Origin of the sequence: Bifidobacterium sp. ESL0775, assembly GCF_029395475.1 — a bacterium.
GTDB lineage: Bacteria > Actinomycetota > Actinomycetes > Actinomycetales > Bifidobacteriaceae > Bifidobacterium.
This window is the reverse complement of record NZ_CP113917.1, coordinates 80,114-105,634: the sequence shown is the minus strand read 5'-3', so window position 1 is coordinate 105,634 and position 25,521 is coordinate 80,114. Positions and strand designations below refer to the sequence as shown.

Annotated in this window: 16 protein-coding genes; 8 read left to right on the top strand and 8 right to left on the bottom strand. The window is 55.2% G+C overall.

What is annotated here, in order from left to right; translation table 11 throughout:
* Positions 1–4 precede the first annotated feature (4 nt).
* A complete protein-coding gene (locus tag OZX73_RS00340) occupies positions 5–1,342 on the bottom strand; it encodes a hemolysin family protein (RefSeq protein ID WP_277149569.1) in 1,338 nt (445 codons plus the stop codon).
* A 327-nt stretch (positions 1,343–1,669) separates the two neighbouring features.
* Between OZX73_RS00340 and OZX73_RS00335 the strand changes: the two genes are divergently transcribed.
* Positions 1,670–4,204 carry a leucine-rich repeat domain-containing protein gene (locus OZX73_RS00335; RefSeq protein WP_277149567.1) on the top strand — a complete coding sequence of 845 codons (2,535 nt, stop codon included), beginning with the start codon at positions 1,670–1,672 and terminating at the stop codon, positions 4,202–4,204.
* A 55-nt stretch (positions 4,205–4,259) separates the two neighbouring features.
* Here the strand turns inward: OZX73_RS00335 and OZX73_RS00330 are convergent, their stop codons facing one another.
* Positions 4,260–5,279, bottom strand: a complete 1,020-nt coding sequence (locus OZX73_RS00330) for a LacI family DNA-binding transcriptional regulator (RefSeq protein WP_277149565.1) — start codon at positions 5,277–5,279, stop codon at positions 4,260–4,262.
* 251 nt (positions 5,280–5,530) lie between these two features.
* Here OZX73_RS00330 and OZX73_RS00325 point away from each other — a divergent pair, with 251 nt between their 5' ends.
* The 4 genes from OZX73_RS00325 to OZX73_RS00310 all read left to right on the top strand — a co-directional run bounded on the left by OZX73_RS00325 (position 5,531) and on the right by OZX73_RS00310 (position 11,274).
* On the top strand, positions 5,531–6,796 hold the full coding sequence (locus OZX73_RS00325; protein ID WP_277149563.1) for an extracellular solute-binding protein: 1,266 nt from the start codon (positions 5,531–5,533) through the stop codon (positions 6,794–6,796).
* A 156-nt stretch (positions 6,797–6,952) separates the two neighbouring features.
* On the top strand, positions 6,953–7,876 hold the full coding sequence (locus tag OZX73_RS00320) for a sugar ABC transporter permease (RefSeq protein ID WP_277149561.1): 924 nt from the start codon (positions 6,953–6,955) through the stop codon (positions 7,874–7,876).
* A gap of 6 nt (positions 7,877–7,882) precedes the next feature.
* Complete coding sequence (locus OZX73_RS00315; protein WP_277149559.1) at positions 7,883–8,815, top strand: carbohydrate ABC transporter permease; 933 nt, start codon at positions 7,883–7,885, stop codon at positions 8,813–8,815.
* A 104-nt stretch (positions 8,816–8,919) separates the two neighbouring features.
* The gene (locus OZX73_RS00310) at positions 8,920–11,274 is read left to right on the top strand and encodes an alpha-galactosidase (protein ID WP_277149557.1); all 2,355 of its coding nucleotides are present in this window, start codon (positions 8,920–8,922) and stop codon (positions 11,272–11,274) included.
* Between the two features lie 99 nt (positions 11,275–11,373).
* Here the strand turns inward: OZX73_RS00310 and OZX73_RS00305 are convergent, their stop codons facing one another.
* Positions 11,374–12,135 (bottom strand): carbonic anhydrase, encoded by a 762-nt coding sequence (locus tag OZX73_RS00305; RefSeq protein WP_277150858.1) that lies wholly within the window; start codon positions 12,133–12,135, stop codon positions 11,374–11,376.
* 560 nt (positions 12,136–12,695) lie between these two features.
* Between OZX73_RS00305 and OZX73_RS00300 the strand changes: the two genes are divergently transcribed.
* From OZX73_RS00300 to OZX73_RS00290, 3 genes are all read left to right on the top strand, one after another.
* The gene (locus OZX73_RS00300; protein WP_277149555.1) at positions 12,696–13,259 is read left to right on the top strand and encodes a redoxin domain-containing protein; all 564 of its coding nucleotides are present in this window, start codon (positions 12,696–12,698) and stop codon (positions 13,257–13,259) included.
* 150 nt (positions 13,260–13,409) lie between these two features.
* On the top strand, positions 13,410–15,224 hold the full coding sequence (locus OZX73_RS00295) for an FAD-dependent oxidoreductase (RefSeq protein ID WP_277149553.1): 1,815 nt from the start codon (positions 13,410–13,412) through the stop codon (positions 15,222–15,224).
* A gap of 595 nt (positions 15,225–15,819) precedes the next feature.
* Positions 15,820–17,010, top strand: coding sequence for an ATP-binding protein (locus OZX73_RS00290; RefSeq protein ID WP_277149550.1), 1,191 nt, complete (start codon positions 15,820–15,822; stop codon positions 17,008–17,010).
* 54 nt (positions 17,011–17,064) lie between these two features.
* Here the strand turns inward: OZX73_RS00290 and OZX73_RS00285 are convergent, their stop codons facing one another.
* The 5 genes from OZX73_RS00285 to OZX73_RS00265 all read right to left on the bottom strand — a co-directional run bounded on the left by OZX73_RS00285 (position 17,065) and on the right by OZX73_RS00265 (position 25,119).
* Positions 17,065–18,312 carry an AbiH family protein gene (locus OZX73_RS00285; protein WP_277149549.1) on the bottom strand — a complete coding sequence of 416 codons (1,248 nt, stop codon included), beginning with the start codon at positions 18,310–18,312 and terminating at the stop codon, positions 17,065–17,067.
* 33 nt (positions 18,313–18,345) lie between these two features.
* Positions 18,346–19,665 (bottom strand): ATP-binding protein, encoded by a 1,320-nt coding sequence (locus OZX73_RS00280; protein ID WP_277149547.1) that lies wholly within the window; start codon positions 19,663–19,665, stop codon positions 18,346–18,348.
* A gap of 738 nt (positions 19,666–20,403) precedes the next feature.
* A complete protein-coding gene (locus tag OZX73_RS00275; protein WP_277149545.1) occupies positions 20,404–21,834 on the bottom strand; it encodes an ATP-binding protein in 1,431 nt (476 codons plus the stop codon).
* Positions 21,818–22,036, bottom strand: coding sequence for an ATP-binding protein (locus OZX73_RS00270; RefSeq protein WP_277149543.1), 219 nt, complete (start codon positions 22,034–22,036; stop codon positions 21,818–21,820). The genes OZX73_RS00275 and OZX73_RS00270 overlap by 17 nt, the downstream gene beginning before the upstream one ends.
* Before the next feature lie 215 nt (positions 22,037–22,251).
* A complete protein-coding gene (locus tag OZX73_RS00265) occupies positions 22,252–25,119 on the bottom strand; it encodes a phosphoenolpyruvate carboxylase (protein ID WP_277149541.1) in 2,868 nt (955 codons plus the stop codon).
* Positions 25,120–25,521 lie beyond the last annotated feature (402 nt).

The window sequence follows — 25,521 nt, the reverse complement described above, 5'->3', positions numbered from 1 at the left end:
TTATTTACTGGTTATCTGAATTTTCTTGTTCGCTCTTGCGGACCTCGATAGTCTCGATGCGGCGACCGTCGACCTTGGTGACCACCATGTCGTAGCCGTCGTCGGAGTGGAGGGTTTCGCCCACCTCGCCCATGCGGCCGGTGTGGGCTAGGAAGTAGCCGGCGACCGTCTCGTAGGGGCCGTCTTCCAGCTCGATGCCGGTGAGGTCGGCGAAATCCTCGATGGTCATGCCGCCGTCGACCGTGACCACGCCGTCGACGAATGCGGTTTCGCCGTTGCGGCCGTCGCCTACGCCGTTCGCCGCGACGCCGTTGTTATCTTCGGGCAGATCGTACTCGTCGCGGATGTCCCCGACCAGCTCCTCTGTCATGTCTTCCAACGTGACGATGCCGTCGGTTCCGCCGTATTCGTCAATGACGACGGCCAAGTGAATCCCGCGTTTGCGCAGCAAAGCCAAACTTGGCAAAATCTTCGAAGTACCAGGCAGCGAAATGCCCTCGCGCGTTACGTCGGCCACGGTTTTGGCGTTCGGGTCGCGCACGTCAAGCAGATCGCGGACGTGCACAAAGCCGAGCACATCGTCAAAGTCCTTGCCGGTGACGGGATAGCGGGAATACGGCATCTCGCGCACGTATTTCGCGGCTTCCTCGATCGGTTGCGAGCCTTCCAAAAAGACCACGTCGGCACGTGGCCGCATCACTTCCGCCACAATGGTTTCCGAGGCGTCGAACACGTCGTCCAAAATGGTGCGCTCGTCCTTGCTGAGGTTCGTGTTGGAATTGACCAGCACGCGCAGTTCCTTGTCGCTGACCTCGGTTTCGGTCTGGCTCGGGTCGAAGCCGAGAAGCCGCACGATGCCGTTGGTGCATTTGGCGATGAGCCAGATGATCGGCCGGCAGATTTTGGCGAAGATGTCGATGGCGGGCACCGCGGCGCGCGCGATCTGCTCGGTGCGCTGCATGGCGATGCGTTTCGGCACCATTTCCGCGATGACGATATCGCAGAATGAGATGATTAACGTCAGCACAATGGTAGTGCCGGGAGAAGCGATATGGTGCGGAATCCCCCAGCTCTCAACGACCGGCTCGACCCAAGGAGCGATGGCGGATTCGCCGAACGATGCCGAGAAGAAGCCCGAAAGCGTCACGCCGATTTGCACGGTGGAAAGGAACGTGTTCGGATCCCGCGCGATGCGAGCCACCTTCTGCCCGCGCGCGTCCTCCTGCTCCATTTCGTCAAGCTGCGAGCCGCGCAGGCTCACCAGCGCGAGCTCGGTGCACGAAAACACGCCGCCGATAATCAGGAATACGAAAACGAAGACGATATCCAGGGCCAAAGACATGCCTCCAGTCTAGAAGACCGGCGGGGCAAAATGCTCCCTTGGATGGCCGTGCGCCGAATTTCGCTTAAAGTAAAGCGTTTGAAGCATTGATGTAATGCGTTATTTGCCGCACATTTGGCCTGTTTGTAACGTTTTATTTAGTTAAAAAGTACATAGTTGCGTAATATAACGTCGATATATTATACGATAATACGTCATTGGGGGATTGTTTGTAGAAACAATTGTATGCCTGCATGATTTCAGTGCATGCCTGCATCGCGAATGTAGCGCGCGTCCGAACGCGCAAATTGAGGCGCGATGTGCCAGGCCGCTGAAAGGGGGTAAATTGTGCGGAAGTGGATGCGTATATGGCTGTGGATTGCCGTGGGTGTGTTGTTGCCTGCTTTGTGCCTTGGCGTATCCGTCATCGTTTTCCGGGAGAAGCCCGCTTCGGATGGTTACGCGGCTGCTGAGTCCGCGAAGGATACGTCATCCGTTTCGGTTTCGCAGAAGCGCGTGGGTATCTTCGGCACTAATTCCTTGACAAAACACAAGCGGCATTCCGGGGGCTTGGTGCCAAAAACGAGGAATCGTGCTATTTCTAACGGAGCAAACTCGTCGGATCACGCCGTCGATCGTCCCAGCCTCAACACGACCTATCCGTCGGCGTACGATGCGAACGGCGGCACAGGAACACCATCGACCAAAGCCGTTGCCGCACATGGGGTATCGGTGAGGGGCAACCATACCGTGACGTTCAAGACGCAGATGGACGCCAGCGGCATTGCGGGTTGGGCGATCACGTTGAAAACCGACTCCGTGGCTGATGGCGGTTATGCCTCACCTCCAACGTCGCCGACTCCTTATAACCAGGGCCTCCAGTTCATGGGCTGGGGTGTGAGCAAAAACAGTACGGATGCTACTGGTGAGGGCGAGATGACTTCGTTCGATCTGACGGCTCCGGTCACTGGTGACGAGACGGTATGGGCGCTGTGGGGTTATGAGGACGCTTCGGCCGGGCATCGGTGCGTCATGGGTATTGATACGGTCGCCACGTGCTTCCCCGACAAGAATTTGGCGCAACAGGTGATCGGTGAGCCGCAAGCCCCTAGCGGTCTTAAGACTTCGGATGTATGGACGCAGCGCGCCGCGTTGAATTTCGGCAGTTTCAATTACAACACGACGCCGGAAGATAATAGGCTGCAAATCACCGAGCTGGATGGATTGCAGACGCTCACGGGTCTGGGGCAATTGCATATCAGCGACAAGCCAGGGTACACCCTAAATGAGCACAGCCGCGATCTGCACCAGCTGAAATATCTATCCAAACTGAATAATCTTTTTGCAAGCTATGATGGGATTTCCGATTTGAGCAATCTTTCCGGGTTTCCGGATATGGTGAATCTCCATCTGGCTGGTAATGATATTTCCGATGTGAGTGTTCTTTCCGGGATGTCGAAGCTGCAGATTCTGGATCTGGATAATAATAGCATTAGCGACGTGAGTAGTATTGACGGGTTGACGAATCTGACAGATCTGGATTTGGACCACAATCGCATTTCCGATGTAAGTGGTTTTTCCGGGTTGTCGAAGTTGGTACATCTGAACCTGTCGGACAATAGTATTTCCAACGTGAGTAGTCTTTCCGGGTTGTCGAATTTGCAGACTTTGGATTTGGACTACAACAGCATTACCGATGTTTCGGTTTTGATCGCGTCTCCTACCGTAAAATTGACCAATCTCACAGAACTGTATTTGAATCACAACGCGATTGTCCATGTGTCGTCTTTGGCGCAACTGCATGCGTTGAATACGCTGCAACTGAAGAACAACCACATTCAATCCATCAGTTCGTTGACGTCGTTGACGAAAATATATGCGCTGTATCTGGATAACAACGAAATCAGAGATATCAGCGTCATCAATGGTGCGCATTTTCCGTGGTTGGGCGTGCTTGGATTATCCAACAATCATATCGGTGATGTCAGTTCATTGGGCAGCGTGACCACTCTGACGAAATTGTGGTTGCATTATAACAACATCTCGGATGTGTCGTCGTTGGCGGGATTGACGCACCTGAACACGCTTTTTCTCGGCAGCAACCATATCAGCGATATCTCGCCTCTGAAGACTCTGACGAATTTGAGTTCTGGTGGCATCGTCGATGGTTGCGATTCCGGGGATTCCAGCTTCTGTGCCGACAAGCAGACGGTGACCTTGTCGGATACGTTGACGGCCGATCCGGGGCTGTCGGTGCCTACCGCGGTGTCGCTGAAGAAGTCGGCTGACGGTTCGGTGACCAGTGTGGGCGTCGATCCGAGATCCTATTCGCCCACCTTGCCCGTGGGGAGCCAATTCGATGCCGACCGCCAGCAACTCACGTGGACCGGTCCCATGCCGTTCGCCCCTGAAGATGCTCCGAAGCAGTTGAATCAATCGTTTAACTCATACGCGCAATTTGCCAATGCCTACGGAATCTTTTCAGGCACCATCACCGGGTACTACAAGGTCGCGCAGCACACGGTCACGTTTGACCCTAGTGGGGGCACATTGCCGTCCGCGCAGCCGTCGACGGTTCAAGTGCATAGCGGCTACAAGATCGAGGCTCCGACTGCCGCTCCGACACGTGCGGGATATCGCTTCACCGGCTGGTACGCTCAGGTGAACTCGTCGGGGGCGGGAGTCGGCGATACGTTCGATTTCGCGAATACGACGGTGACCCAAGATGTGACATTGCATGCGGGTTGGATGCGCATGGCCGACGAACTTCCGCTCACCGGGGCCTCCTATCGGGAAGATTTGTGGCTTGGCGGACTTGCCGTCCTCGCGCTGTGCATGGCTTTGGGCAGTAGGTTGCTGAGGAGACACACCACCATACAGTAAGCGACGCGGATGGGTATTGGCGAATCAGCATAATACAACAGGGTTGGGGGTCGACTCAATGTCCGCAGGAGCGGCGCAGGTCGAGCTGGACCGGGACCAGCTGCACGTCCGGAGCCGCATCTGGGTTCAGTGCGGTTTTCACAGCGAGTTTCGCGATGGATTTCGTGTCTTGCCGTAAGGAGCTGAGCTGCGGGTATGTATAGAGACATTCCTTGGTGCCATCAAAGGAGATCAGCCCCATATCCTCCGGGACGCGAATACCCCGCTCGTGCAGCGCGCGGAGCGCACCAATGGCCTCAAGATCGGAGCAGGCGAAAATCGCTTCCGGCCGGACTCCCGATCCCGTTTCGTCCGTGGCGTTGTCCAGCAATGACAACGTCGCTTTGTAGGCTCCTTCGCGGGTGAAGTCGGATCGCACGATTGGTCCCACGGGCAGTTTGTGCGCGTGGTGCACCTCCGACCAAGCCTGCACGCGTGGATCGGAGGGGTCGGCTCCGTGCCCAAGCAGCATGGCGATATGCCGATAGCCGTGGCTGAGCAGGTGGTTTGTGGCGAGTTGCGTCGCCTGCCGGAAATCGGAGGAGACGACTTTGGCGCCCACCGCCTGGCGCGAATAGTCGAAAAGAATGAAAGGGCAACCGCGTGCGTCCAATGATTGGAAGACCTCGCCGGATTGCGGGAACTCGCCGAACACCGCGTCGACGTCGCGCGCCAGCAGGCGGGAGATGCAGCGTTGCTCGGTCAGCCCGTCGAGGTGGGAGCTCATGAACAGCACGGAATAGCCGGCCTTCGTGGCTTCCTTTTCCAGCGAATCGTTCATGTTGGCGAAGAACGGGTTCGAGAAATCCGGCACGATGACACCGAACAGTTTTGAGGTCCCGGCGCGCAACGCCTTGGCCATGGAGTTGGGCTGGTAGTTGAGTTTGGCCGCGGCCTTGAGCACTTTCTGCTTGGTGTCCGCGGCGACGGGTTTGGGGCCGTCGTTGAACACGTAGCTCACCACGGCGGTCGAGACGCCGGCGAGTTTGGCGACATCGGATCGTGTCGATCGGTTGGGTTTGCGGCTGCGCGTCATCGTTCCTCGGTTATCTGCGTTTTACGATTACTGGTTTCCTATGATACTAACAACCAGTGAACTTAAAAATCTATTCGTGTAGATTAATAAACTTGGAATGAAACATCATATTTATGATAATAAATCACGCGATTTGCAAAATGTAATCTACTCGAGTAGACTCTGAATCGATTGGATGATTATTCAATCGGACACAAGGATCTGCCGCCCATGATGTCCGTGTTTCGTTTGGCACAACGAGGTGATTGGAAATGAAAGCATCAAAGGTATTGAAAGTCGTCGCCTTGCTCGCGGCCGGTTCCATGGCGATTACGCCACTGGCCGCGTGTGGCGGTTCGTCAAACAGCAAGAACGATGCCCTGGAGGTCTGGACCAGCATGGACACTGGGTCCACCCAGATCAAAGCCTTGCAAAAAGTGACGGATGAGTTCGAAAAGAAGAATCCCGACGTCAAAATCAAACTGGTCCCGCGCGCGACATCGTATGAACAGGACATCAAGGTGCGTCTCGCCGCCAACAATGCTCCCGATATCTTTAACACGCATGGTTGGTCGAAAAACCGGTATGCGAATTTCCTTGAGAATCTCTCGACCCGTACATGGGCCAAGCGCCTTAATCCCACGGCCAACAACGTGATGCGTGCCAAGAACAAGAACCTCTACGCGTTGCCCCTCGCGGTCGCGGCCAATGGTGTGCTCTATGACAAGGACGTGCTCGACCAAGCTGGCGTCGATGCAAAGTCAATCAACACCTGGGCCGATTTCATGGGCGCTTGCCAGAAAATAAAGGCGATCGGCGCGACGCCTCTTGGGCTGCCCGGCAAAGAAAACTGGTGGACCGGCAATGTCGCCGACATGACCGCGATGGGCTTCTATACCAAGGCCCAGGAAAAGGATTTGCTGGCTGGCAAGTTCGATCCGAAGCTTTACGAACCCGTTCTGCAGAATATCAAGGACATCAAGGACGCGGGGTATATCAATGTCGACTATGTTTCCGCCTCGCCCGATGACATGTACCGCCTGATGGGGCAGAACAAGCTTGCGTTCTCGTTCCAGGGCCTTGACTTCCTTTCAAGCCTCAAGTCCTATGCTCCCAACGCGAATGTGGGCTTTATGCCTTATCCATCGCAAAAGACCGAACATTATTTCGCGGCCGGCGAGCTCACGGCGCTTGGCGTTTCGAAGACCAGCAAGCACAAGGACCAGGCGCTGAAATATATCGATTTCCTGGCGCAAAAGGATGTCATGACCAAGCTGACCGCCGCGGTCTCGCAGCCTACCGCGTTCAATGACGTTCCGAGCACGCTGGGCAAGGCGACGGAAAGCTATGACTATTGGTCGAAGACGAAGAAGGTCCCCACCCAGGAGATCTTCGATCGCGCATACCTGCCCGACGGCATGTGGAACACCATCATCACCACCGCTGACGGCGTTGTGACGGGTCAGTCCACGCCTGCGTCCGCCAGTGACCAGATGAAGACCAAGTTCGACGGACTTTACAAGAAGACCGCGAAATAAGGTTTCTGCCGGTTTGGTAACGGATTGGTCCGGTGATGGCGAGCCGGTAATCGGCTGGCTCGGTAATCGGGCGAACAACGGTGCGGTACATCGCTTTGCTGCATGGAGCCGCACCGCTCCTTCACCAAAACACATATGAAATAAGGAGTGCAAGGCATGGTAACGCAAACTGCTGCGAGCCCGGCGAGCCCGGCGCGGCAAGGTTTCGCCCATAGGTTCAAAGGCGGAAGCATCAATCTCTTCTATCTGCCGGCGATTATCCTGCTGGTGGTGTTCATCGTCTACCCGCTGATCAGCGGCATCGGCCTGTCGTTCACCAACTGGGACGGCTTTAACCCGCAGAAGGATTTCGTTGGCGCCGCGAACTACAAGATGATGCTGCAGGACAAGAACTTCTGGCCCATCCTGCGCAACACGTTGGTCTATGGCTTTGGTTCCACGATTATCCAGCAGGTGCTCGGGCTTGGGGTGGCGCTGCTGCTCAATACGAAGATCCACGGCCGCAACCTCATGCGCGCGATCGTCTATCTGCCGGCCCTCGTCTCGCCGGTCATCATGGGCACAATGTATTACTTCATCTTTCAATACCAGCAAGGCGCACTCAACACCATCATCGCGGCGTTCGGTGGCAAACGCCTGCTTTACTTCCAGAATGCGGGGTTGGCTGTCGCCATCATCGTGATCATCAACTCCGTCCAGTTCTTCGGTGTCTCGATGATCATCTACCTGGCCGGTCTGCAGGGCATGGACCATTCCGTCGTCGAGGCCGCGGAACTCGACGGGGCGCATGGCTGGAACATGTTCTTCCATATCACCTTGCCCCAGCTCAAGCCGGCGTTCATGACCAGTGTCGTGCTGAACCTCATCGGTGGTCTCAAGCTTTACGACATCATCACCGTGCTCACGGGTGGTGGCCCGGGATATGCCACCAACTCGATGTCGACCTACATCTCCACCACGTATTTCCGCGACCAGAACGCCGGCTATGCCTCGGCGCTGGGTGTGGTGCTCTTCGTCTTCATCGCGGTGATCACCTACCTGCTCAACAGCGGCATGGACAAGCTCGGACGTCAGGAGTAGCCGATTATGAGTGAACAAGAAGCAATCAAAACCCAACAGGTCGAAAAGTACCAGCGTAGGCAGCGCAAGGCCGCCGAGAAGCGGATGCGCGCGCGTAGCCAGGGCGCCGGAAACGGCGTCGCGGCAGGCGTGAGGCGAGTGCCGGTCTACGTGTTCCTGATCATCATCATGATCGTCCAGCTGCTGCCGTTCTATCTGGCGATCACCACTTCGATGAAGCCCGCCGACGACCTCTCCAGCTCGCTGATTCCGCGTCTGCATGACATCGCGTGGAGCAACTACAGCCGCGCGATCAATGAAGGCGGCATCCTGCGGGCCATCCTCAACAGCGTCATCGTCACCGTGGTCGCCACGGCGTTGGTCTGCGCCATCGGCGCGATGGCCGCCTACCCGCTGGCCCGCCGCAAGACCCGCGGAAACTCGCTGATCTTCGGATTGATCACGGCCGTGATGATGGTGCCGCCGCTTTCGATTTTGGTGCCGTTGTATGCCATGCTGGTGAAAATGGGTGGTGTCAACACCTACTGGGGCATCATCCTGGTGCTCACGGCCATGAACCTGCCGCTCTCCATCTTCCTTTACGCCTCGTTCATCCGCGCGGTGCCAACGGCGATCGACGAGGCCGGCATGATCGACGGCGCGAACCGCTTCACCATTTTCGTCGACCTCATCCTGCCCACCCTGAAGCCGGTGACTGCGACGGTGGTCATCATGACCATCAACAACGTGTGGAACGACTATTCGCTGTCGAACTACATCCTCTCCGACCCATCCATGCAGACCATCGCGCCGAGGGTGGGGGCGTTCTTCGCCACACAGACCAATAACCTGGGTGTCGCCGCGGCATGCGCCTTGATTGGCGCGTTGCCGGTGGTCATCGCGTACCTGTTCCTGCAGCGTTACTTCATCGAAGGTATGGTTGCGGGGGTCGAGAAATAGCGCATCGTCATCGCTTAAATGTAACTGAGTTGTAAAGCGTCGGCACAGTGTGGCGCTGGTCGAAACGTAACCGTATGACCGTAAAACGCAAAAGGAGTCGTGCCTTGTTATTCCCAACAACCAATCACACCGGGCGTTCGGTGACCTGCATCGCGTTGCAGGACGTGAAGGTGGGCGACAGACTGCCGCTCGCTTATGGTGTCTTCGACATCGCGGACCCCTTGTCGTTTGGTGGTTTTCCTGCGATCCACCAGCATGACGAGGACGCCGAGCCGGGCATGCATCTGAGTGGGTTGCTGCTTGAGCAGTCGCGCGGTTCGTTCTGCCGGCCGAATTTGCGCGGGCAACGTATTTTCGTCAGCACGGTTGGTGGCGATATTGGCGATACCGGCGGTGCTGACGAGACGAGTGACGCCGGCAATATCGGTGGCGCGCAGCAAACCCAAGTTCAGACTGGTGCGGATTGGTCTCCGCGTTTTGTGCTGACTTCCTCCCCGCGGATTACAGAAGTGGATGCTAGCAAGGATATTGAGGATGGCATCGCCAATAGTGTTGATTCGGCTGGGTTTGCTCGTGGCAACTGCCGCATTGATAATATTGATGTTGCCCAAACTGGAAGCCGCCGAGTTGCCCGGACAACGCAACGTCTCACGTTCCAGGCCGAAGATGTTGATGCGGGATTGCGCCTCGTCACTGATATCGAGACGATGGTCGGCGGCTCGCTTCGGATTCGTCATACATTAACCAACGCCGCTCCGGGTGCCTACCAGTTGCAAGGGCTGGAAGTGCGGGTGCCGTTGCGCGACGACCAGACGCAATTCCTCGATTTCACCGGTCGCCATGAACGTGAGCGTACGCCACAGCGTCACGACGTGGCGGATGGAATGTGGCTGCGCGAATACCGCCACGGCAGACCTGGGTTTGAGGGCACCACCCTTATCGCCGGCAGGCCTGGTTTCGATTTCGGCCATGGGCAGGTCATCGAGGTGCAGCCGGCGTTCAGCGGCAACGCCGTGATGGCCGTGGAGCGCAACGATGAGGATTGCGCGGCGATCTCGGCCGGTGAGCTCTTGCTGCCCGGCGAGGTCACGCTTGCGAAAGGCGAATCGTATAGCACGCCGTGGGTCGTGGTCACCGCTTCGGGTCATGGCCTTGATGGCGTGGCCCACAAGTTGCATCGCTGGGAGCGCAGCTTGCCTACGCACCCCAAACGCCAGCCGGTCACGCTCAACGTGTGGGAGGCTGTCTATTTCAATCACGATTTCAAGGTGCTCTCCGACTTGGCGCATCGGGCCGCCGACATCGGCGTGGAGCGTTTCGTGCTCGACGATGGCTGGTTCCATCTACGTCGCAGCGATGATGCCGGGCTGGGCGATTGGTGGGTCGATCCCGAGGTCTGGCCGCAGGGATTGGCGCCGCTGGCCGATTGCGTGCGGAGTTTGGGCATGGAGTTCGGTCTGTGGTTCGAGCCGGAGATGGTCAATCCCGATTCGGACATGTTCCGCGATCATCCCGAATGGATCTTGCAGGCGCGAAACCGTCGTCCGCTACTCCAACGGCACCAATACGTCATCGATCTGACCCGCCAGGATGCCTTCGATTATGTTCTGGAACACGTCAGCGAAGTGCTGGCGCATACCAGTGTCGATTATGTCAAATGGGATTGCAACCGCAGCTTCCTCGAGCCCGGCAGCAATCTGCGTGGCGGCGCTCCAGCGGCACATGCGCAAGCCCGGGCTTATTATCGCTTGCTCGACGCGTTGCGCTCGCGGTTCCCGAACGTGCAATGGGAATCGTGCGCCAGCGGTGGCGGCCGCATCGATCTGGGGATCGTGCAACACGTGAGCCGTTTCTGGACGTCCGACATGACCGACGCCCTTTCTCGCCAGGAAATCCAGCGTTGGACCACCCAGATCGTGGCTCCCGAACTGCTGGGGGCGCACGTCTCCTCGCCGACCTCCGACCAGACCGGACGCACTTTCACCACCGCTTTCCGCGCGGCCACGGCGGCGTTCTACAGTTTCGGCATCGAATGGGACATCCGCAAGGCGTCGCCGGAGGATTTGCGACAGCTGAAGGCCTGGGTCGCTTGGTATAAGGCGGAACGCGGTTTCCTGCATTCCGGCGATTACGTGCGGCTTGACGTGGCGGACGATGCCGTGCTGGCATACGGTGTGGTCGCCGAGGATGGCTCGCGCGCCATCATAGAGCATGTGCAGATGGATGAGAGCCCCAGCAACCGCGGCGTTTGGCTGAGGATTCCCGGTCTTGTGCCCGATGCGAGGTACCGGCTCACCTGGACTGGTCCCGAACCGCCTTCGGCCAAGCTCGAGACGCTGGACCCTGCAGGTCCGCTTGGCGAAGCCACGGTGACCGGAAATTATCTGGCGAACGAGGGCGTTTGGATTCCGCGTTGCCGCCCCGAAACCGCCCGTCTCATCGACATCGTGAGGCAATAACCGTTATCTCTAGAGCAAAGAAAAGCCGCGGTTCTCGAAAACAACTAAATGGTATTGCTGATAGTTGGTTTTGAAAACCGCGGCTTTTACAGTGTCCGTTCAGAACGAGAGCACTTCGACTTTGCCGGTGGTTAGCTGGTAGCGGGCGCCGACGATGGAGAGGCGTTGCGCGGCGAGGGCTTCTTGGATGATGGTCGAGCGATCGACCAGCGCCTCGATGGTGCGCGCGATGTGGACGCGTTCGAAATCGTCGGTGCTGCTCAGCGCCGCTTCCTGCGCGGCCAAGACGGAAGCGCCGACTGAGCGTACCAGCACGGATTCGGAGGCGGCGACCAGCTCTTCCATGTTGTCGAAGACGTCATCAGCGTCGATGCCGGTGCGTGGGACCGTGGCCGCGTCGGATTCGGAGTCATCCGAATCGTTGTGATCATTGCCTTCCGGCATATCGCCAGCGTCACCCGCGGCCGGATCGACCATTTCGGAATCCGTTACTTCCGCCGCGAAGGCCGCGCCTAGGTCGATGCCCGCTCCGGAAGCGATGGCGTCGAGTTCTGCGACGGCGCTCGCCACGGCTCCGCAATGCTCGTGGCCAAGCACGACCAAAACGCTGACGCCCAGATGCGTCACGGCGTATTCCAGCGAGGCGATGACCGCGTCATCCAACGTCTGCCCGGCCGTACGCACGGTGAACATGTCGCCCAAGCCTTGGTCGAAGATGATCTCCGGCGGTACGCGTGAATCCGAGCACGAAAGCACGGCCGCGTCCGGGTGCTGAACGTCAATCAGCGACTCCCGCGTCTCCTTGTCCTGCCAAGGGTGCTCGGCCTGCCCGGAAGCGAATCGGGAGTTGCCCTGCAGCATGCGGCTCCAGGTCGCATTGGCTGTGGATTCGGCGGAGTTCGGATCCTCGCCTTGCGGGTCGCGGGATGCGTTGTCGGTATGCCGGATGTCGTCTGTCATGTGGTTCCTTCCGGGCGTGAAAGCGCTCAGCGAATGAGAATAGCGATACTGAATAATGTAACCGACTTTACTCCTTTCTTGGGTCTCGAGAGTTCGGAAATCGTAGAACGGAAAATCATCGGCGCGTGATAGACAGACGGTCCAAAAGTAACAGAAAAAATGTGCGAATTGTCCATATAGTGGTACTGATTTTCTTATTTATTGGGCAAAAGATACCGTTGCGCGCAAGGGTATTGCGGTTCACGAAAAAATGTGCCTGCAAACGCATAGTCACTGTGGGGATGCAATTTATCGCGATAGCATGGAATTCCACGGCGATGAAGGTTCCGCAGGTCAATGGCCGAGTGCCAAACCTGCGGATTCAGATGTTCGTAACAGGGCGCTGGCGGATAAGCATAGGAATATGGGCTGGTTCGCGCGTGGTGCAAACGCATTCAGTATGAGGTAAAGAGGTACACATTATGACGATGCTTCAGCATGAGATCACCGATTTCACGGCCAATATCTATCAGAACAACGAGTTCAGCAAACTCACCAAGGCGGACCTGCTTGGCCACTGGTCCCTGGTTTTCTTCTACCCGAACGATTTCAGCTTCGTCTGCCCCACCGAGCTCGAGGATCTCGCCGACCATTACGAGGACTTCAAGAAGGCCGGTTGCGAGATTTACGGCGTCTCCCACGACACCGAGTTCGTCCACAAGGCCTGGCACGAGGCCAACGAGAAGATCGCGAAGATCCAGTTCCCGATGGTCGCCGACCCGACCAATCGGCTTTCCCGCGATCTTGACAGCTATGACGAGGTCAACGGCCAGGCCGAGCGCGGCGATTTCATCCTGAGTCCTGAAGGCAAGGTCGTGGCCTACGAGGTCATCTCCTCCAACGTCGGCCGCAACGCGGAAGAGATTCTGCGTCGCGTCGAGGCCTCGCAGTTCGTCTACGAGCACGGCGACCAGGTCTGCCCCGCGAAGTGGGAGCCGGGCGACGAGACCATCGCCCCGAGCCTCGACCTCGTCGGCCAGCTCTGATCATTCCCGATTCTGGTGGAGCGTGAAGGCTGTTCCATTCCGTTTCCGCCATTTTCGGGTCGCTTAGGCAGCGTCAGTGGCTTGAATATGGCGGAATAGCGTGGATTGGTCCGGTAGCGGTGTTCGCAGGAATGGATATTAAAGGAAACTATGAAGCAACAAGACGATTTGTATGACGTTGTGGTGATTGGCGGAGGTCCCGCGGGACTTACCGCTGGGCTCTACTTGGCGCGTGCGCGCTACCGTGTGCTCATCCTCGAGAAAGAGGAGTTCGGCGGCCAGATCACCATCACCAATGAGGTGGTGAATTATCCCGGCATCGCCAGAATCGACGGCCGTACGCTCACCGAGACCATGCGTCAGCAGGCCGAGGATTTCGGCGCCGAGTTCATGGCGGCCGACGCCACCGGGCTTGATGTCGAGGGCGATATCAAAACCGTGCACACCAACCGCGGCGACCTCAAGACCTTCGGCATCCTGGTGGCCACCGGCGCCAACCCGCGCAAGATTGGCTTCCAGGGCGAGGCGGAATACGCCGGTCGTGGCATCTCCTACTGCGCGACCTGCGATGGCGAGTTCTTCAACGGCAGGGAAGTCGTCGTCGTTGGCGGCGGTTTTTCGGCTGCCGAGGAATCCGTGTTCCTCACCAAATACGCCAGCAAAGTCACGATTCTGGTGCGCGGGGACGATTTCACTTGCGACGCTTCCGTTTCCAACGAGGCCAAGAACGACCCCAACATCGAGATTCATTACAACACCGAGATGAAGTCGGTCTCGGCTGGAGAGGGCGGCTTGGTCAGCGCCGTGTTCCACAACTGCAAAACCGGTGAGGACACCGAATGGAAGCCCACGAAGAGCAAGAACTTCGGTGTGTTCGTCTTTGCGGGTTATGTGCCGCAGACCGACATTTTGAAGGGCGTCATCGATCTCGACGAGCATGGGTACGTCATTACGCATGATTATCTTGAGACGTCCGCCGCCGGGGTGTATGCCGCCGGCGATTTGCGCGAGAAGAACCTGCGCCAGGTGGTCACCGCGGTTTCCGACGGCGCCGTCGCGGGCGTCGAGCTTGAGCGTTACGCCAAGGATCTGAGTGAGAAGACTGGCCTTGTGCCGCCTCGCCCGACCAGTTCGAATTACGAGAAGCGTGAGGCCGAGCAAGCCAAGAAAGCCGCCAATTCCGGGACTTCCCCGGCTCCGGCCGCTGCTTCCGATGTCGCAACTGGTGGTCAGGCCGCTGGTCCAGTCAAGACCTCCGGGTTCTTTGACGACGCCATCCGCAAGCAGCTGGACGTGGTTTTCGGCCGCATGAGCCAGCCACTGGTGCTCGAGCTTTCGCTCGACAAGACCAAGCTTTCGCAGGAACTCAAGGGTTTCATCGATGAGCTGGTATCTCTGAGCGGCGGCAAGCTTTCTTCCGTCGTTGCGCCCGATCCGGCTGAAGGCGAGGAGGATGCGGAAGGCCGTGCCACGTTCGATGTCGAAGGCGTGATGCCGATGGCCCGTCCTTGCGTGCGTCTGTGCAAGGTTGGTTCCGACGGCAAGTCGCAACCTACCGGGCTTGCGTTCCATGGTGTGCCGAGCGGTCACGAATTCAATTCGTTCGTGCTTGGGCTCTACAACGCGGCTGGCCCCGGCCAGTCCGTCGACAACGACACCCAGCAACGCATCGAGAAGCTCGACGCGGACGGCGGCACCACCGACGTGATGGTGCTCGTCTCGCTGACCTGTACGATGTGCCCGACCACGGTGCTTTCCTCACAGCGCATTGCCGCTGGCAACCCGAAGGTGAAGGCCGAGGCGTACGACATCTCGCACTTCCCCGAACTGCAGAGCCAATACGGCGCGATGAGCGTCCCCTGCATCGTCGTCAACAAGACCGACGCTTCCGGCAAGACCACCCAAAAGGTCGAGTTCGGCAAAAAAACGGTCCCGCAAATGCTCGACCTCATCGACGAAGCGTAGCGGAATAAACTACCATTCCCAAGACCTCCCCGGCTGATTCCGCGGAGGTCTTTTCGTTAAACATTGTTTTCTGCAGAAATCATCATTTAGTTCAAGCAGGAATCAACCTAAATGTTGATTTTGCCGATTTTCGTTATTTAGGCTGTCGCTTTTGGTATGCTAAATGATGGTTTTGGCCATTTTCGCACTTTAGAACGTTAATTTCGATGTGCTAAGCATCGATTTTGACCGATTTCGTACTTTAGGGGAAGAATTTTTGTGAGCTAAATGGTGGTTTTGGCTGTTTTCGCATTCTAGGAAGGCTGAATCAATCTTGTATCTGCCGATACACAACGAAACCGATATATAGCTTGATGTCTAAGTTTACTGAACGTTCGGCGATGAGACCGACCATATTTGTGTTCTTGCCGCTTGGCTTAGGCGTGGATATTTATGCAAATTGTGGAGTAGGGTTTATGTTAATTGGGTAGTAGAACCCATGTTAATTGTGGAATGGACTTTATGTTAATTGTGGAGTAGGGTTTATGTTAATTGGGTAGTAGCACTTATGTTAATTGTGGAATAGGTGACGATAATTGTTGAGAATAGGCCAATTATGAGTGAAGTTAACGTGAAAATGGTTCCTCGGAAAATCACGGCAAAAATGCGGGAACTTGCCGAGCAGTTTCCTGTCATTTCGCTTACTGGCGCACGGCAGACTGGCAAAACCACTCTGCTTCGCGAAGTGTTCAGTGACTACACCTATGTTTCGCTTGAGAATCCGAAACTGCGGGCACTCGCGCAGACCGATCCCGACACATTCTTCAGTCAGTATGGCAATCACGTCATTTTCGATGAGGCTCAGCGTGTGCCGGAACTTTTCTCGTACCTTCAGGGCATTGTCGACGAACGCCGGCAGGAACCCGGGCAGTTCATCCTTTCTGGCTCGCAGAATTTTCTGTTGATGAAGTCGATCTCGCAATCGCTTGCCGGTCGTGTCGCGCTACTTTACCTTATGCCCTTCTCTCGGGCAGAGCTCAAGGATGCCGGTAGGAACCCCGGTGCGATGGACGAATGGATGTGGCGAGGCGGATATCCCAGGCTTTACGATTCCAAAATCAAACCAGCCGATTATTTCCCGAACTATATCAATACCTACCTCGAGCGTGATGTCCGGGCCGAGCTCGGTGTACGCAAACTGGCGGCTTTTGAGAACTTTTTGGTGCAATGTGCAGTGCGCGACGGTGAGCTACTTAATTATTCGGCGTTGGCCAAGGCTTGTGAAATCGACAGGAAAACGGTCGAGGACTGGCTTTCCGTGCTCGAATCCAGTTTCATTGTCTATCGAATTTATCCGTATTACAAGAATTATGGCAAGCGTCTGGTGAAGACTCCGAAACTGTATTTTTACGACACCGGATTGGCCGCTTACCTGCTGGGTATCGATTCACCGGAAAGCCTCGCCTTGAGCAAGTACCGTGGGCCGCTCTTCGAGAACACGGTAATCAATGCGGTCGCCAAGGAATACTACGTGCGCGGCCGAAAGCCGACCCTCTATTTCTGGCGTGACACCAACCAAAAGGAAGTCGACTTGATAATAGAAAAAGGCGGCGAGGTTCAGTATCTGGTCGAAGTCAAAGCTTCTGCCACCTACGATTTGCACGCTTTCGCTCGAGTCGACGAGCTAGGCGAAACCATCGGCCTACCCACCGACCGTCGCATCGTCGTCTACGGCGGCGATCAACCCCTCACCACCCGTTTCGGTCGGTTGCTAACGCTGGACGATGCTGCTCAGCTTGTGGTGTGAAGAGGCCAGAATCTTTTGCGCGTCAATAAGCGCAAGAGGCGACGGGAATATTTTTTATTGATTCGTTTCTTTCGGATCTTGAATTTTTAAAATGCTGAGTCTTCCTTCGAGCATCAGCTTAGTCATTAAATCTGTACGCTGATTTTGTGAAGGGAGGTCGGAAGCATATTTATTAATGAGATGTGTTACGTTTGTGTTTAGGTCAGTTCTTACACTGTCATCTGTGTAGAGGAACATAAGTGCGGTATTACCGTTTACTAAATCAACGTCATCAAAAAGTGTGCGGAAATAAGAATAGTCCGCATCTCCAAGTGAATGACCAAAGAATTTAATAAAATCAAGTGGTTCATCACTTCTAAATGGATGAAGGGTTTTTTCGTATCGTCGATCTGTAGGTAGCTCCAGGACTCGAAAACTTTTAGTGAAGGCACTTCTCTCATCGGTAATAACGTGAGTAGTGCCATCTCGGTCTGTGTAAACAGGATCGATACCGAAAATTGGATATTCTGTTATCCCGTGAATATTGCGAACGAGATCATTATTTTTCGCGTTCTCGGTGAAAGGCGTCGTAAAATTGAACGATAAAACAGAACATAATTGTGGATTCCCACGTATATTTTTACCGCGTATGGTCTTCAACAATCCCCTTGCGTATTTTTGATAAGTAGGTATTTTCTGATTTTGTACTTGTTTTTGACGCTCATCTTCTTTGTTTGGGTTGGAATATTGGCCAGGAAATTTAGTAAAAGCATAGTAAGTATTAAGATAACGGCCGAATGCTTTTTCAAGTTGATTGAGTTGAGTCTTTAATTCATTGAGAAATGTTTTTGCTGAGGCGTTCACTAGTTTCCCCTCATGAATAAGGAAATCTTCAATATAAGATGCAAATTCAGGATGGTCCGAATGTTCTTTTCCACCATTTATCCAATACTGTAATGTCCATGGTCCGGGCGAATAATCATCCCAATATGGTTCACTATACCAATAGTCAATTGAACTTTGAATAAGCGTTTCGATATCGCACCAATTCGTTTCGCTTTCTTGAGTAGTTTTACAATTTGAAAGAAATATAATGTCCCATATAGTTGGCGAATCTATCTTCCAAAATTTAGTGCTTAGTGTTCCACTCTTTAAGAGTAGGTCGTTGATGATTCCTATATCAGTGCTTTCTGTATTCCAATGATGTAAGCTGTATCGATCTCTGAAAAAACTAGAGTAAGAGGATTTAAGTCCGCAAGCGAGATCGAATCCATTGCCAAGAATTATAAGTTGATTTGGTGATGAGTCTAGTTCTTTGACCATGAAGAATACCATACTACATTTGAGAATATATCGTTATATATTTTGTTGATTTAATACAGCCACGGCGTACAGCGGTAAATCGTAGATGGAGCCGTCGTGGCGTGGGGCGAGGGATGAAAAACGGACGGCGGATGGTAGGCCGAACTTTTTTATCGCGTATTTGAGGCTGGTTGCATTGAGGTTTGTGCCGGCTTTGACCTCAATCGGCATAACTTTATCGGCGAGCTGGATGATGAAGTCTAGCTCGTGGGTGGCGTTGGTGTCGGTCCAATAATAGGGTGTGAAACCAGCAGCGATGAGTTCTTGGCAGATGAGTTGCTCGGCCAGCGCGCCTTTGGCTGTACGGAATACCTCGTCGCCGTTGAGGATGACTTGCGGCGCGATGCCGCTCATTTCGCGTAATAGGCCCACGTCGAGTACGAAAAGTTTGAAGGCGGATTGGTCCTCGAATATTGCCAGCGGGTATTCGACGGTTTGCACTCGCGGAATCTTCGTGACGAGTGACGAATCCTGCAAACGCTGGATCGCAAGGTCGTATTCGCGTCCTCGTGCGCCTTTCTTGATGGCATTATACGCAAATTTCTTGTTCTCATGCGAGAGTTGGCGGGGCAGAGAATCCCACAATTGTGCCAGACGCAACGGAAAACCTTGCGGCATGTCATCGGGATATTTCGAAAAATCGCTACGATAGCCGCGTTCGATGGCGGCTTGGATGCGCGTGATAGCGGAGAAATCGACGCCAGGATAAGTATTGACGAAGGTCTGTACGGCCTCAGGCATGCCACCAACCACCATGTAATACTTGAGATATTCCATGAACTTCTCGTGGAACACGGTCATCATGTCGGTGTCGGCGTTGTCAAGAATCTGCAACAGCTCATTCTGGCCGCAAGCGTCGAGGAACTCCCGGAACGTTAGTGGATAAAGGCGCAGGATATCGACTTTGCCGACAGGGAATGAAACGTTGCGGTGAATAGTGATGCCGAGTGTCGAGCCGGTTGCGATGATTGGGTATTCCGGTGCGTTTTCAGCGAAGTATTTCAGCGATTCCACTGCACGCGGTACTTCCTGCACCTCGTCAAGCACGATCAAAGTGTCATTTGGGTCAATTTTGGTACCGGCAGCCAACGCGATACCAGGAATTAGGCGCTCTGGCAACAATGAACCTTCGAACAGCGTTTTCATGGCTTCGTTGTCTTGCAGCGAAACGTAAGCAAGGTGCTTGAAATGAGTGTGTCCGAATTCCTGGGCGAGCCATGTTTTGCCAGTTTGGCGGGCGCCATCAAGTACCAGTGGCTTACGTTGTGGACTGTCTTTCCATTCCGCCAATTTTGCCATCAATTGTCGTTTCATGTCGTTTCCGCCTTATTCCAACGTTTTTAGAGTAGTGCTGCACGCTTTCATACCTATTTCTATCTCTATCATACACATTTTCATTGGTGTTTTGAGCTGTTTCATGTACGTTTTCATTGCACTTTTAGGTAGATTTATGTACGTTTTCACTAATATTTTGGGCACTTGCTTACACGTTTTCACTGATTTTAGTGATTGAAGGGTATGGAAAATCAAGTCGGAAAAATCTGCGAATATGCCAGCTTGTGATTCTTGTCGTGTTGGGTAGCGTCAATAGCCGGTTAAATAGTCGGTTGATTTCGGTTGGTTGACATTAAACCACATTCGCCCTTGCCGGCGTCGAAACCCAGTGGGATAGCCGTTTTCGCGGTTGAGACGATTCATGGATTCGGCCGATAGGGGGTAAAAGTTGGTTAAATATCAGGGGAATGGATTAGTTAATTTCGGTTAATTTCCCCGATGCCTGTTTGGCGTAGAAAAGCTCGAAAACCCTGTGAAATAAAGAATTTGAGCGATACCTGTGTTCCAATTGAAACAATCTAAAGCATCTATTGGGGAATTTTATGGTTTAGTATTGGTTAATTTGCTCCTAATTTAACTTAGTTTTATTTTTGTTGAAAGACCGCAAACCCCGTGAAATCAAAGGTTTTGAGAGCTTATAACGGTATGAACCAATGTGCGCCGCTTTTAATTTATTGGTTAATTCCATTGTTTTTTTATTTGTTAAATTTCTATTTGTTATAAGGTCCATATAGTGTCGCGGCGCGACCCGTGAGAATGAATCATGTCGTTTATGCGCATTTTACTCAAAAGGTTATGAACTTTGCGGTTCTTCTGTTCGTCGCTTAGGTTGTCACCCAGCTCTGGTTTTATTAGCTCATTGATATCTCTCCGGGTGGCTTTCCCGAAGCTCTCCAAATAGGTAACGATTTGCTTCATATAGTATTCGTCGTTAAAAGTTCGATTGCGAATGTAAGAAACCTGCTGGTTTGTGGCGGCAGCGACTTGAGCTGCTACGCTCAAATGCGGTGAGCGTCCCTCTATAAGATTTTCTTTGTGCAGGCGTCTGGCCTCATCTCGTGGTATGCGCAGGCCCTTCTGCACGCGATCCAGCGCGAGCACGTCTTCAAACTCGAGATCCGTGCGTTGCAGAAGCATCTGCGTGTATGCAGGGTCGACTACTTCCCCATACATCGTGAGTTTCACTCCGCCTGGTTCGCTCAAATCGTAGTCGGGCAATGGTAGATAGCGCTTGGCTTGCACGTGGTTCATCTTGTTGATGCCATAACCCATATAGTCGATCATGTTGAGTTCCTTCATCGCAGAAACGAGGAACGGGTTCCGGTATTGCCGCGGTGTGCGATTGCGAAGCACATAGTCGTCGGGTTCGCCGTCGAAGAAAGAGCCAAGGTTCTCGAAGGTGAGTTTGTCGGGATACTCGGTGATGACGATGCGACCTCGCTGCGTGTAGTCCTGATGTGCAATACAATTATGCATTGCTTCAAACACTGATTTCTCATCGTATTTCGCAACTTCCTGGGGAAGTAGCTGATTAGCAGGCATAAGTCTGATCTGTACGTTGCGAATTCGTTGGTACAACGTCGTGGTGCTCAGAAGGAACGGTAGCCCGAAGTGCTCGTAAGCCTGTTCCTGCCCGACTAGTTTCCAAGTGATTTCAAGCATGTATGCGGGTAGATAGTTGAAAGCGGATTCCGGAGAACCGAGCAACAACAAACATGCCCGCGTGATGCCGCCGTCACGTGTGATATGAGCTTTCGCAAGGAACTCCTTGTCGCTCCAAGCCTCGACCTCTTTCTCGTCAATACGGTTTGCATGGGCTGTTGCAAACGCCGCACGGGCATGGGCGAGTGCTTCTTTGTCCAGATCGGCAACGGTTGCCCCGGGAATGATTTCTGCGGTCCAATCTGTCGCGATTGTCTGTGACCGTATCTTCTCGATTTTCCCGATTTCCAATGGTGAAAGGCTTTCGCCGTGCCTCCCGTACCAATGGCCATGCCAGGAAACCGGCAGGCCTTTTGGCGCTGGAGGAATCTCGAAAAGGATGACGCGGCCTTGGACGGTATCGACGACTCGGATGCTTCGAAACGAAGAAGTCGGTTCGGTGCTCTGTGCTATTTGGGCTTTGAGCTGGTTAAGGTGTTCCGACAATTTGGTGCATCTTGTCTTTGACGCCAAAGACGAGCCATGCACTTGCTGCTCCGCGGAGGTTTGCCTCATTGGAAAGTGCAGAAAAGTACCTTCCGATTTCGTCGGTGGAGAAATTACCGCTCGCTTCTTTGAACTCGACGATTTCGTTTTCCCATTCGCTGATAAGTTCATTCAGTAGCTGTAAGTCGTCCTCGTCTGGCACAGTATCAATCCCCTCCCTGTTTCCTTCGCCAATTCTGTATGGCTTTTATTATACGTGGAAGCTTATCTATGAAAATTGGATTGGGGATTTCTGAAACAATGATTTAAATGTGTGAGTTCAACGAGAGAGGTTTCTGCCTGATATGACGAAGCCCCGCTGGAATCCAAAGGATTCGTTTCAGCAGGACTTCGCTTGGCGCTTATTGACAGAGTAACTCAGCCGGTGTTCTGCAGGCCGGCGGCCACGCCGGAAACCGTGCAGAGGATGAGGTAGGTGTAGCCGCCGCGCTGTTGGTCGCGGGCCAGCTCATCGTTGTCCGTCTTCTTGGGCTCGACGGCGCCTGCCTCGGCCGGGTTCTCGCCGTTGGCTTTCGCCTTGGCGGCTTTTTCGGCGTCCTGCTTCTTCTGCAACGCACGCTGGTCGCGCAGGGCGAGCACCTGGATGACGGAAAGAATGTCGACGTACGGCGAACGCACACGGACGGCCTGGCCGAGCACGTGGCGGTGCTGCAGCGGCCAGTCGTCGCCGACGATGGCGAGCACCCACTTGCGGGTGAGTTCCATCTCGTTCAAGACCTTGTCGCGCAAGTCGTCGCGATCGCCCAGCGCCAGGTACATCTTGGCGATGCGCTCATCGGTCTTGGCCAGCGACATCTCGATGTTGTCGATGAACGTGGAGAATACCGGCCATTCCTTGTAGGCGCTGCGCAGCGTCTTGAGGTCGCCGAAATCTTCGCACGCGGTCCCGAGGCCATACCAGGCGGCCAAGTTGATGCGAGCCTGAGCCCAGGAGAACACCCACGGAATCGTGCGCAGGTCGTCGAGCGACTTGGCGCCGAGGCCGCGCTTGGCGGGGCGTGAGCCGATCGGCAGCAGGCCGATTTCGGTCAGCGGCGTCACCGTGGAGAACCATGGGGCGAAGTCCGGGGCGTTGATCAGGTCGAGGAAGCGGTTGTGCGCCGATTCGTCGAGCTTTTCGGCCATGCCCCAGTACTTCTTGGTCATCTCGGTGTTCGTCTTCTCCATGCTCGGAGCCGACTGCAGCAAGATCGCCGCCGCGACGGATTCGACGTGGCGGATGGCCAGCGCCTGGTTGCCGTAGCGGGCGAAGATGCTCTCGCCCTGTTCGGTGAGCTTGAAGCGGCAGTTGACGGAGCCCTTCGGCTGGGCCAACACCGCGCGGTTCGCAGGGCCGCCACCACGGCCGACAGCGCCGCCGCGTCCGTGGAAGAGCGTCAGGTCGATGTCGTGCTTCTTGGCCCATTGTGCGATGCGTCCCTGCGCCGAATGCAGCGCGAGCGTCGCGGTGGTGGGGCCGGCGTCCTTGGAGGAGTCGGAGTAGCCGAGCATGACCTCGAGCTTGCCGCCGGTCGCCTTCAGACGGGCCTGCACCTCGGGGATCTTGATCATTTCGTCAAGCACGTCGACGCAGTTCTCGAGATCCTGAAGCTGCTCGAAGAGCGGGATGACATCAATGGTCGGCACGTCCTCGGGGTTCGAGAACGCCATGCGGTTGAGCTCATAGACGTCGCGGATGTTCTGCGCGGACTTGGTGAACGAGATGATGTAGCGGCGTGCGGCTTTCTGGCCGTTGCGCTTCTGGATGGCGCCGAGTGCGCGGAAGGTGTCGAGCACCTCGTGCGTCATCGGCTGCAGTTCGCCACGTTCGCCGTGCAGGCCGTGCTCGCGGATGTCCTCCAGGGCACGGGAATGGACGAGCGAGTGCTGGCGGAATTCCGTCTCGACAAGATGGAATCCGAAGGTCTGCGCCTTCCAGATGACATCCTGCACCGGTCCATAAGCCGCGCGCTTGTCGCCGGCGGCCGCCAGCGAACGCTGCACGATCTTCAGGTCGGTGATGAAGTCGTCGCAGCTCTTGTACATAAGATCGGCGTCGCGCACCACAGTGTAATGCAAACGGTCGGCCATGACCAGCATGACCGCGCGATGCAGCTCGTGCGAAGAGGTGGCTGCGGCCTTGTCGGTCAGGCGCTCGCTCATCTCCTTCTGATGGTTCCAGAGGTTGACGAGCTCGTCGCTCGGAGGCGTGGTGACGGCTTCCATCGTAAGGTTCGTGCCGGCCGTGCGGGTCGCCTTCTCAAGCGCCTCGATGGCGTGGTCGCTGAACTTGCGTGCCACGGCGCGGCTGACCTTGGCGGTGACGTTCGGGTTGCCGTCGCGGTCGGTGCCGATCCAGGAGCCAGGGTGGAAGAACGCGGGGCACTGCGGCTCCGAGATTCCGGCCTGATCGCCGAGAATCCAATCGTCGAAGCGGCGGTAGACCTGCGGGATGGTGTCGAACAACGTGTTGTCGAAAATGTCGATGATGGTGTCGGCTTCCTCGACCGGTGTCGGCTTCTTGGCGCCGATCGGCGAGGTGCGGAAAAGCGCGTCGATCTCGTTGTACAGGCGACGGTAGTTCTCTTTCTTGTCGCTTCCGCCCAGCAGCTTGCCGGCGCTCAGAAGCGTGGCGATACGGCGGATCTTGCCCTCGACGGCCTTGCGTCGGGCCTCGGTGGGGTGGGCGGTGAAGACCGGGTGGAACTCGAGCTTGTTCAAAAGCTTCTTGGCCTTGGCCGGACCCATCTCGTTGATGAGCTGGTGGTAGGCGCCGGTCAGTTCGTTGACCGGATCGGTGGCCGCGTCCTCGCCCACGTTCGATTCGCGCTTGTGCAGCACGGAGACGCGGTAGTTCTCCTCGCAGAGGTTCGCCAGGTGGAAGTACGTGGTGAGCGCTCGCGCGAGAAGCTGGGCTTCGTGGACGTCGAGGCTGTCGATGACCTTTTCGGCCTTCTCCAGGTTGTCTTCCTTGGGCTTTTCCTTGCCGATGGTCTCCGCGTAATGCTCGGCGCTCGCCTTGACCGCATAGTCGCGGACGGTGTCGAACGTGGAGAGCAGGTTCTTGTCGTATTCCCCGAGCACGGTGCGCAGAATTTCAAGGCACAGCGCGAGATCGTCTTTGAGCGATTGGGGAAGATCACGTTCCTCGGGGCCTTTGGTCCCTACTCCGGATGTGAATAATGCGGCATCGGGCTGCGTGATTGGTTGATTGTTGTCTGGCTGATTTTTGGTGTTCTTAGCCATTCAGACCTCCTTCAAACCAAGCGTCCGGTTGTTCGATCTGTTGGCGTTCCGCGGCTCCTCCGCGGTTGTGGTGCCATCTGTTGCGAACCCAAAGCCATTGCCTGGCGAGTACGTTTCCGATTGTAGGGTGACCTAACCGACATTTGCGTAACGAAACCCGACATTGGCCATATTCCGGACGTATTGGCGCCGATTACTGTGCATGGGCGCGAACTTAGGGCGAGCGTGCTAAAAATGGTGTATCGAGATATGCCAGTTTTATGTGGTTTGTCAATATTTATTAAATTCCAATGAAGCGTGAGTGCGGAGAACTCGGCTTATTGGCGCGAGAGACACTGAAATGGCGAGAAGAACACGGGGAAGCAGCATGACGATGAAAGATTCCGGATCGATTGACGGCGA

What these genes read in the sequence shown, in the direction of transcription:
- OZX73_RS00280 (WP_277149547.1), bottom strand. Translation starts at nt 19,665, where the DNA reads ATGAAACGACAATTGATGGCAAAATTGGCGGAATGGAAAGACAGTCCA.
- OZX73_RS00325 (WP_277149563.1), top strand. Translation starts at nt 5,531, where the DNA reads ATGAAAGCATCAAAGGTATTGAAAGTCGTCGCCTTGCTCGCGGCCGGT.
- OZX73_RS00315 (WP_277149559.1), top strand. Translation starts at nt 7,883, where the DNA reads ATGAGTGAACAAGAAGCAATCAAAACCCAACAGGTCGAAAAGTACCAG.
- OZX73_RS00265 (WP_277149541.1), bottom strand. Translation starts at nt 25,119, where the DNA reads ATGGCTAAGAACACCAAAAATCAGCCAGACAACAATCAACCAATCACG.
- OZX73_RS00285 (WP_277149549.1), bottom strand. Translation starts at nt 18,312, where the DNA reads ATGGTCAAAGAACTAGACTCATCACCAAATCAACTTATAATTCTTGGC.
- OZX73_RS00305 (WP_277150858.1), bottom strand. Translation starts at nt 12,135, where the DNA reads ATGCTGCAGGGCAACTCCCGATTCGCTTCCGGGCAGGCCGAGCACCCT.
- OZX73_RS00295 (WP_277149553.1), top strand. Translation starts at nt 13,410, where the DNA reads ATGAAGCAACAAGACGATTTGTATGACGTTGTGGTGATTGGCGGAGGT.
- OZX73_RS00330 (WP_277149565.1), bottom strand. Translation starts at nt 5,279, where the DNA reads ATGACGCGCAGCCGCAAACCCAACCGATCGACACGATCCGATGTCGCC.
- OZX73_RS00290 (WP_277149550.1), top strand. Translation starts at nt 15,820, where the DNA reads ATGAGTGAAGTTAACGTGAAAATGGTTCCTCGGAAAATCACGGCAAAA.
- OZX73_RS00300 (WP_277149555.1), top strand. Translation starts at nt 12,696, where the DNA reads ATGACGATGCTTCAGCATGAGATCACCGATTTCACGGCCAATATCTAT.
- OZX73_RS00320 (WP_277149561.1), top strand. Translation starts at nt 6,953, where the DNA reads ATGGTAACGCAAACTGCTGCGAGCCCGGCGAGCCCGGCGCGGCAAGGT.
- OZX73_RS00340 (WP_277149569.1), bottom strand. Translation starts at nt 1,342, where the DNA reads ATGTCTTTGGCCCTGGATATCGTCTTCGTTTTCGTATTCCTGATTATC.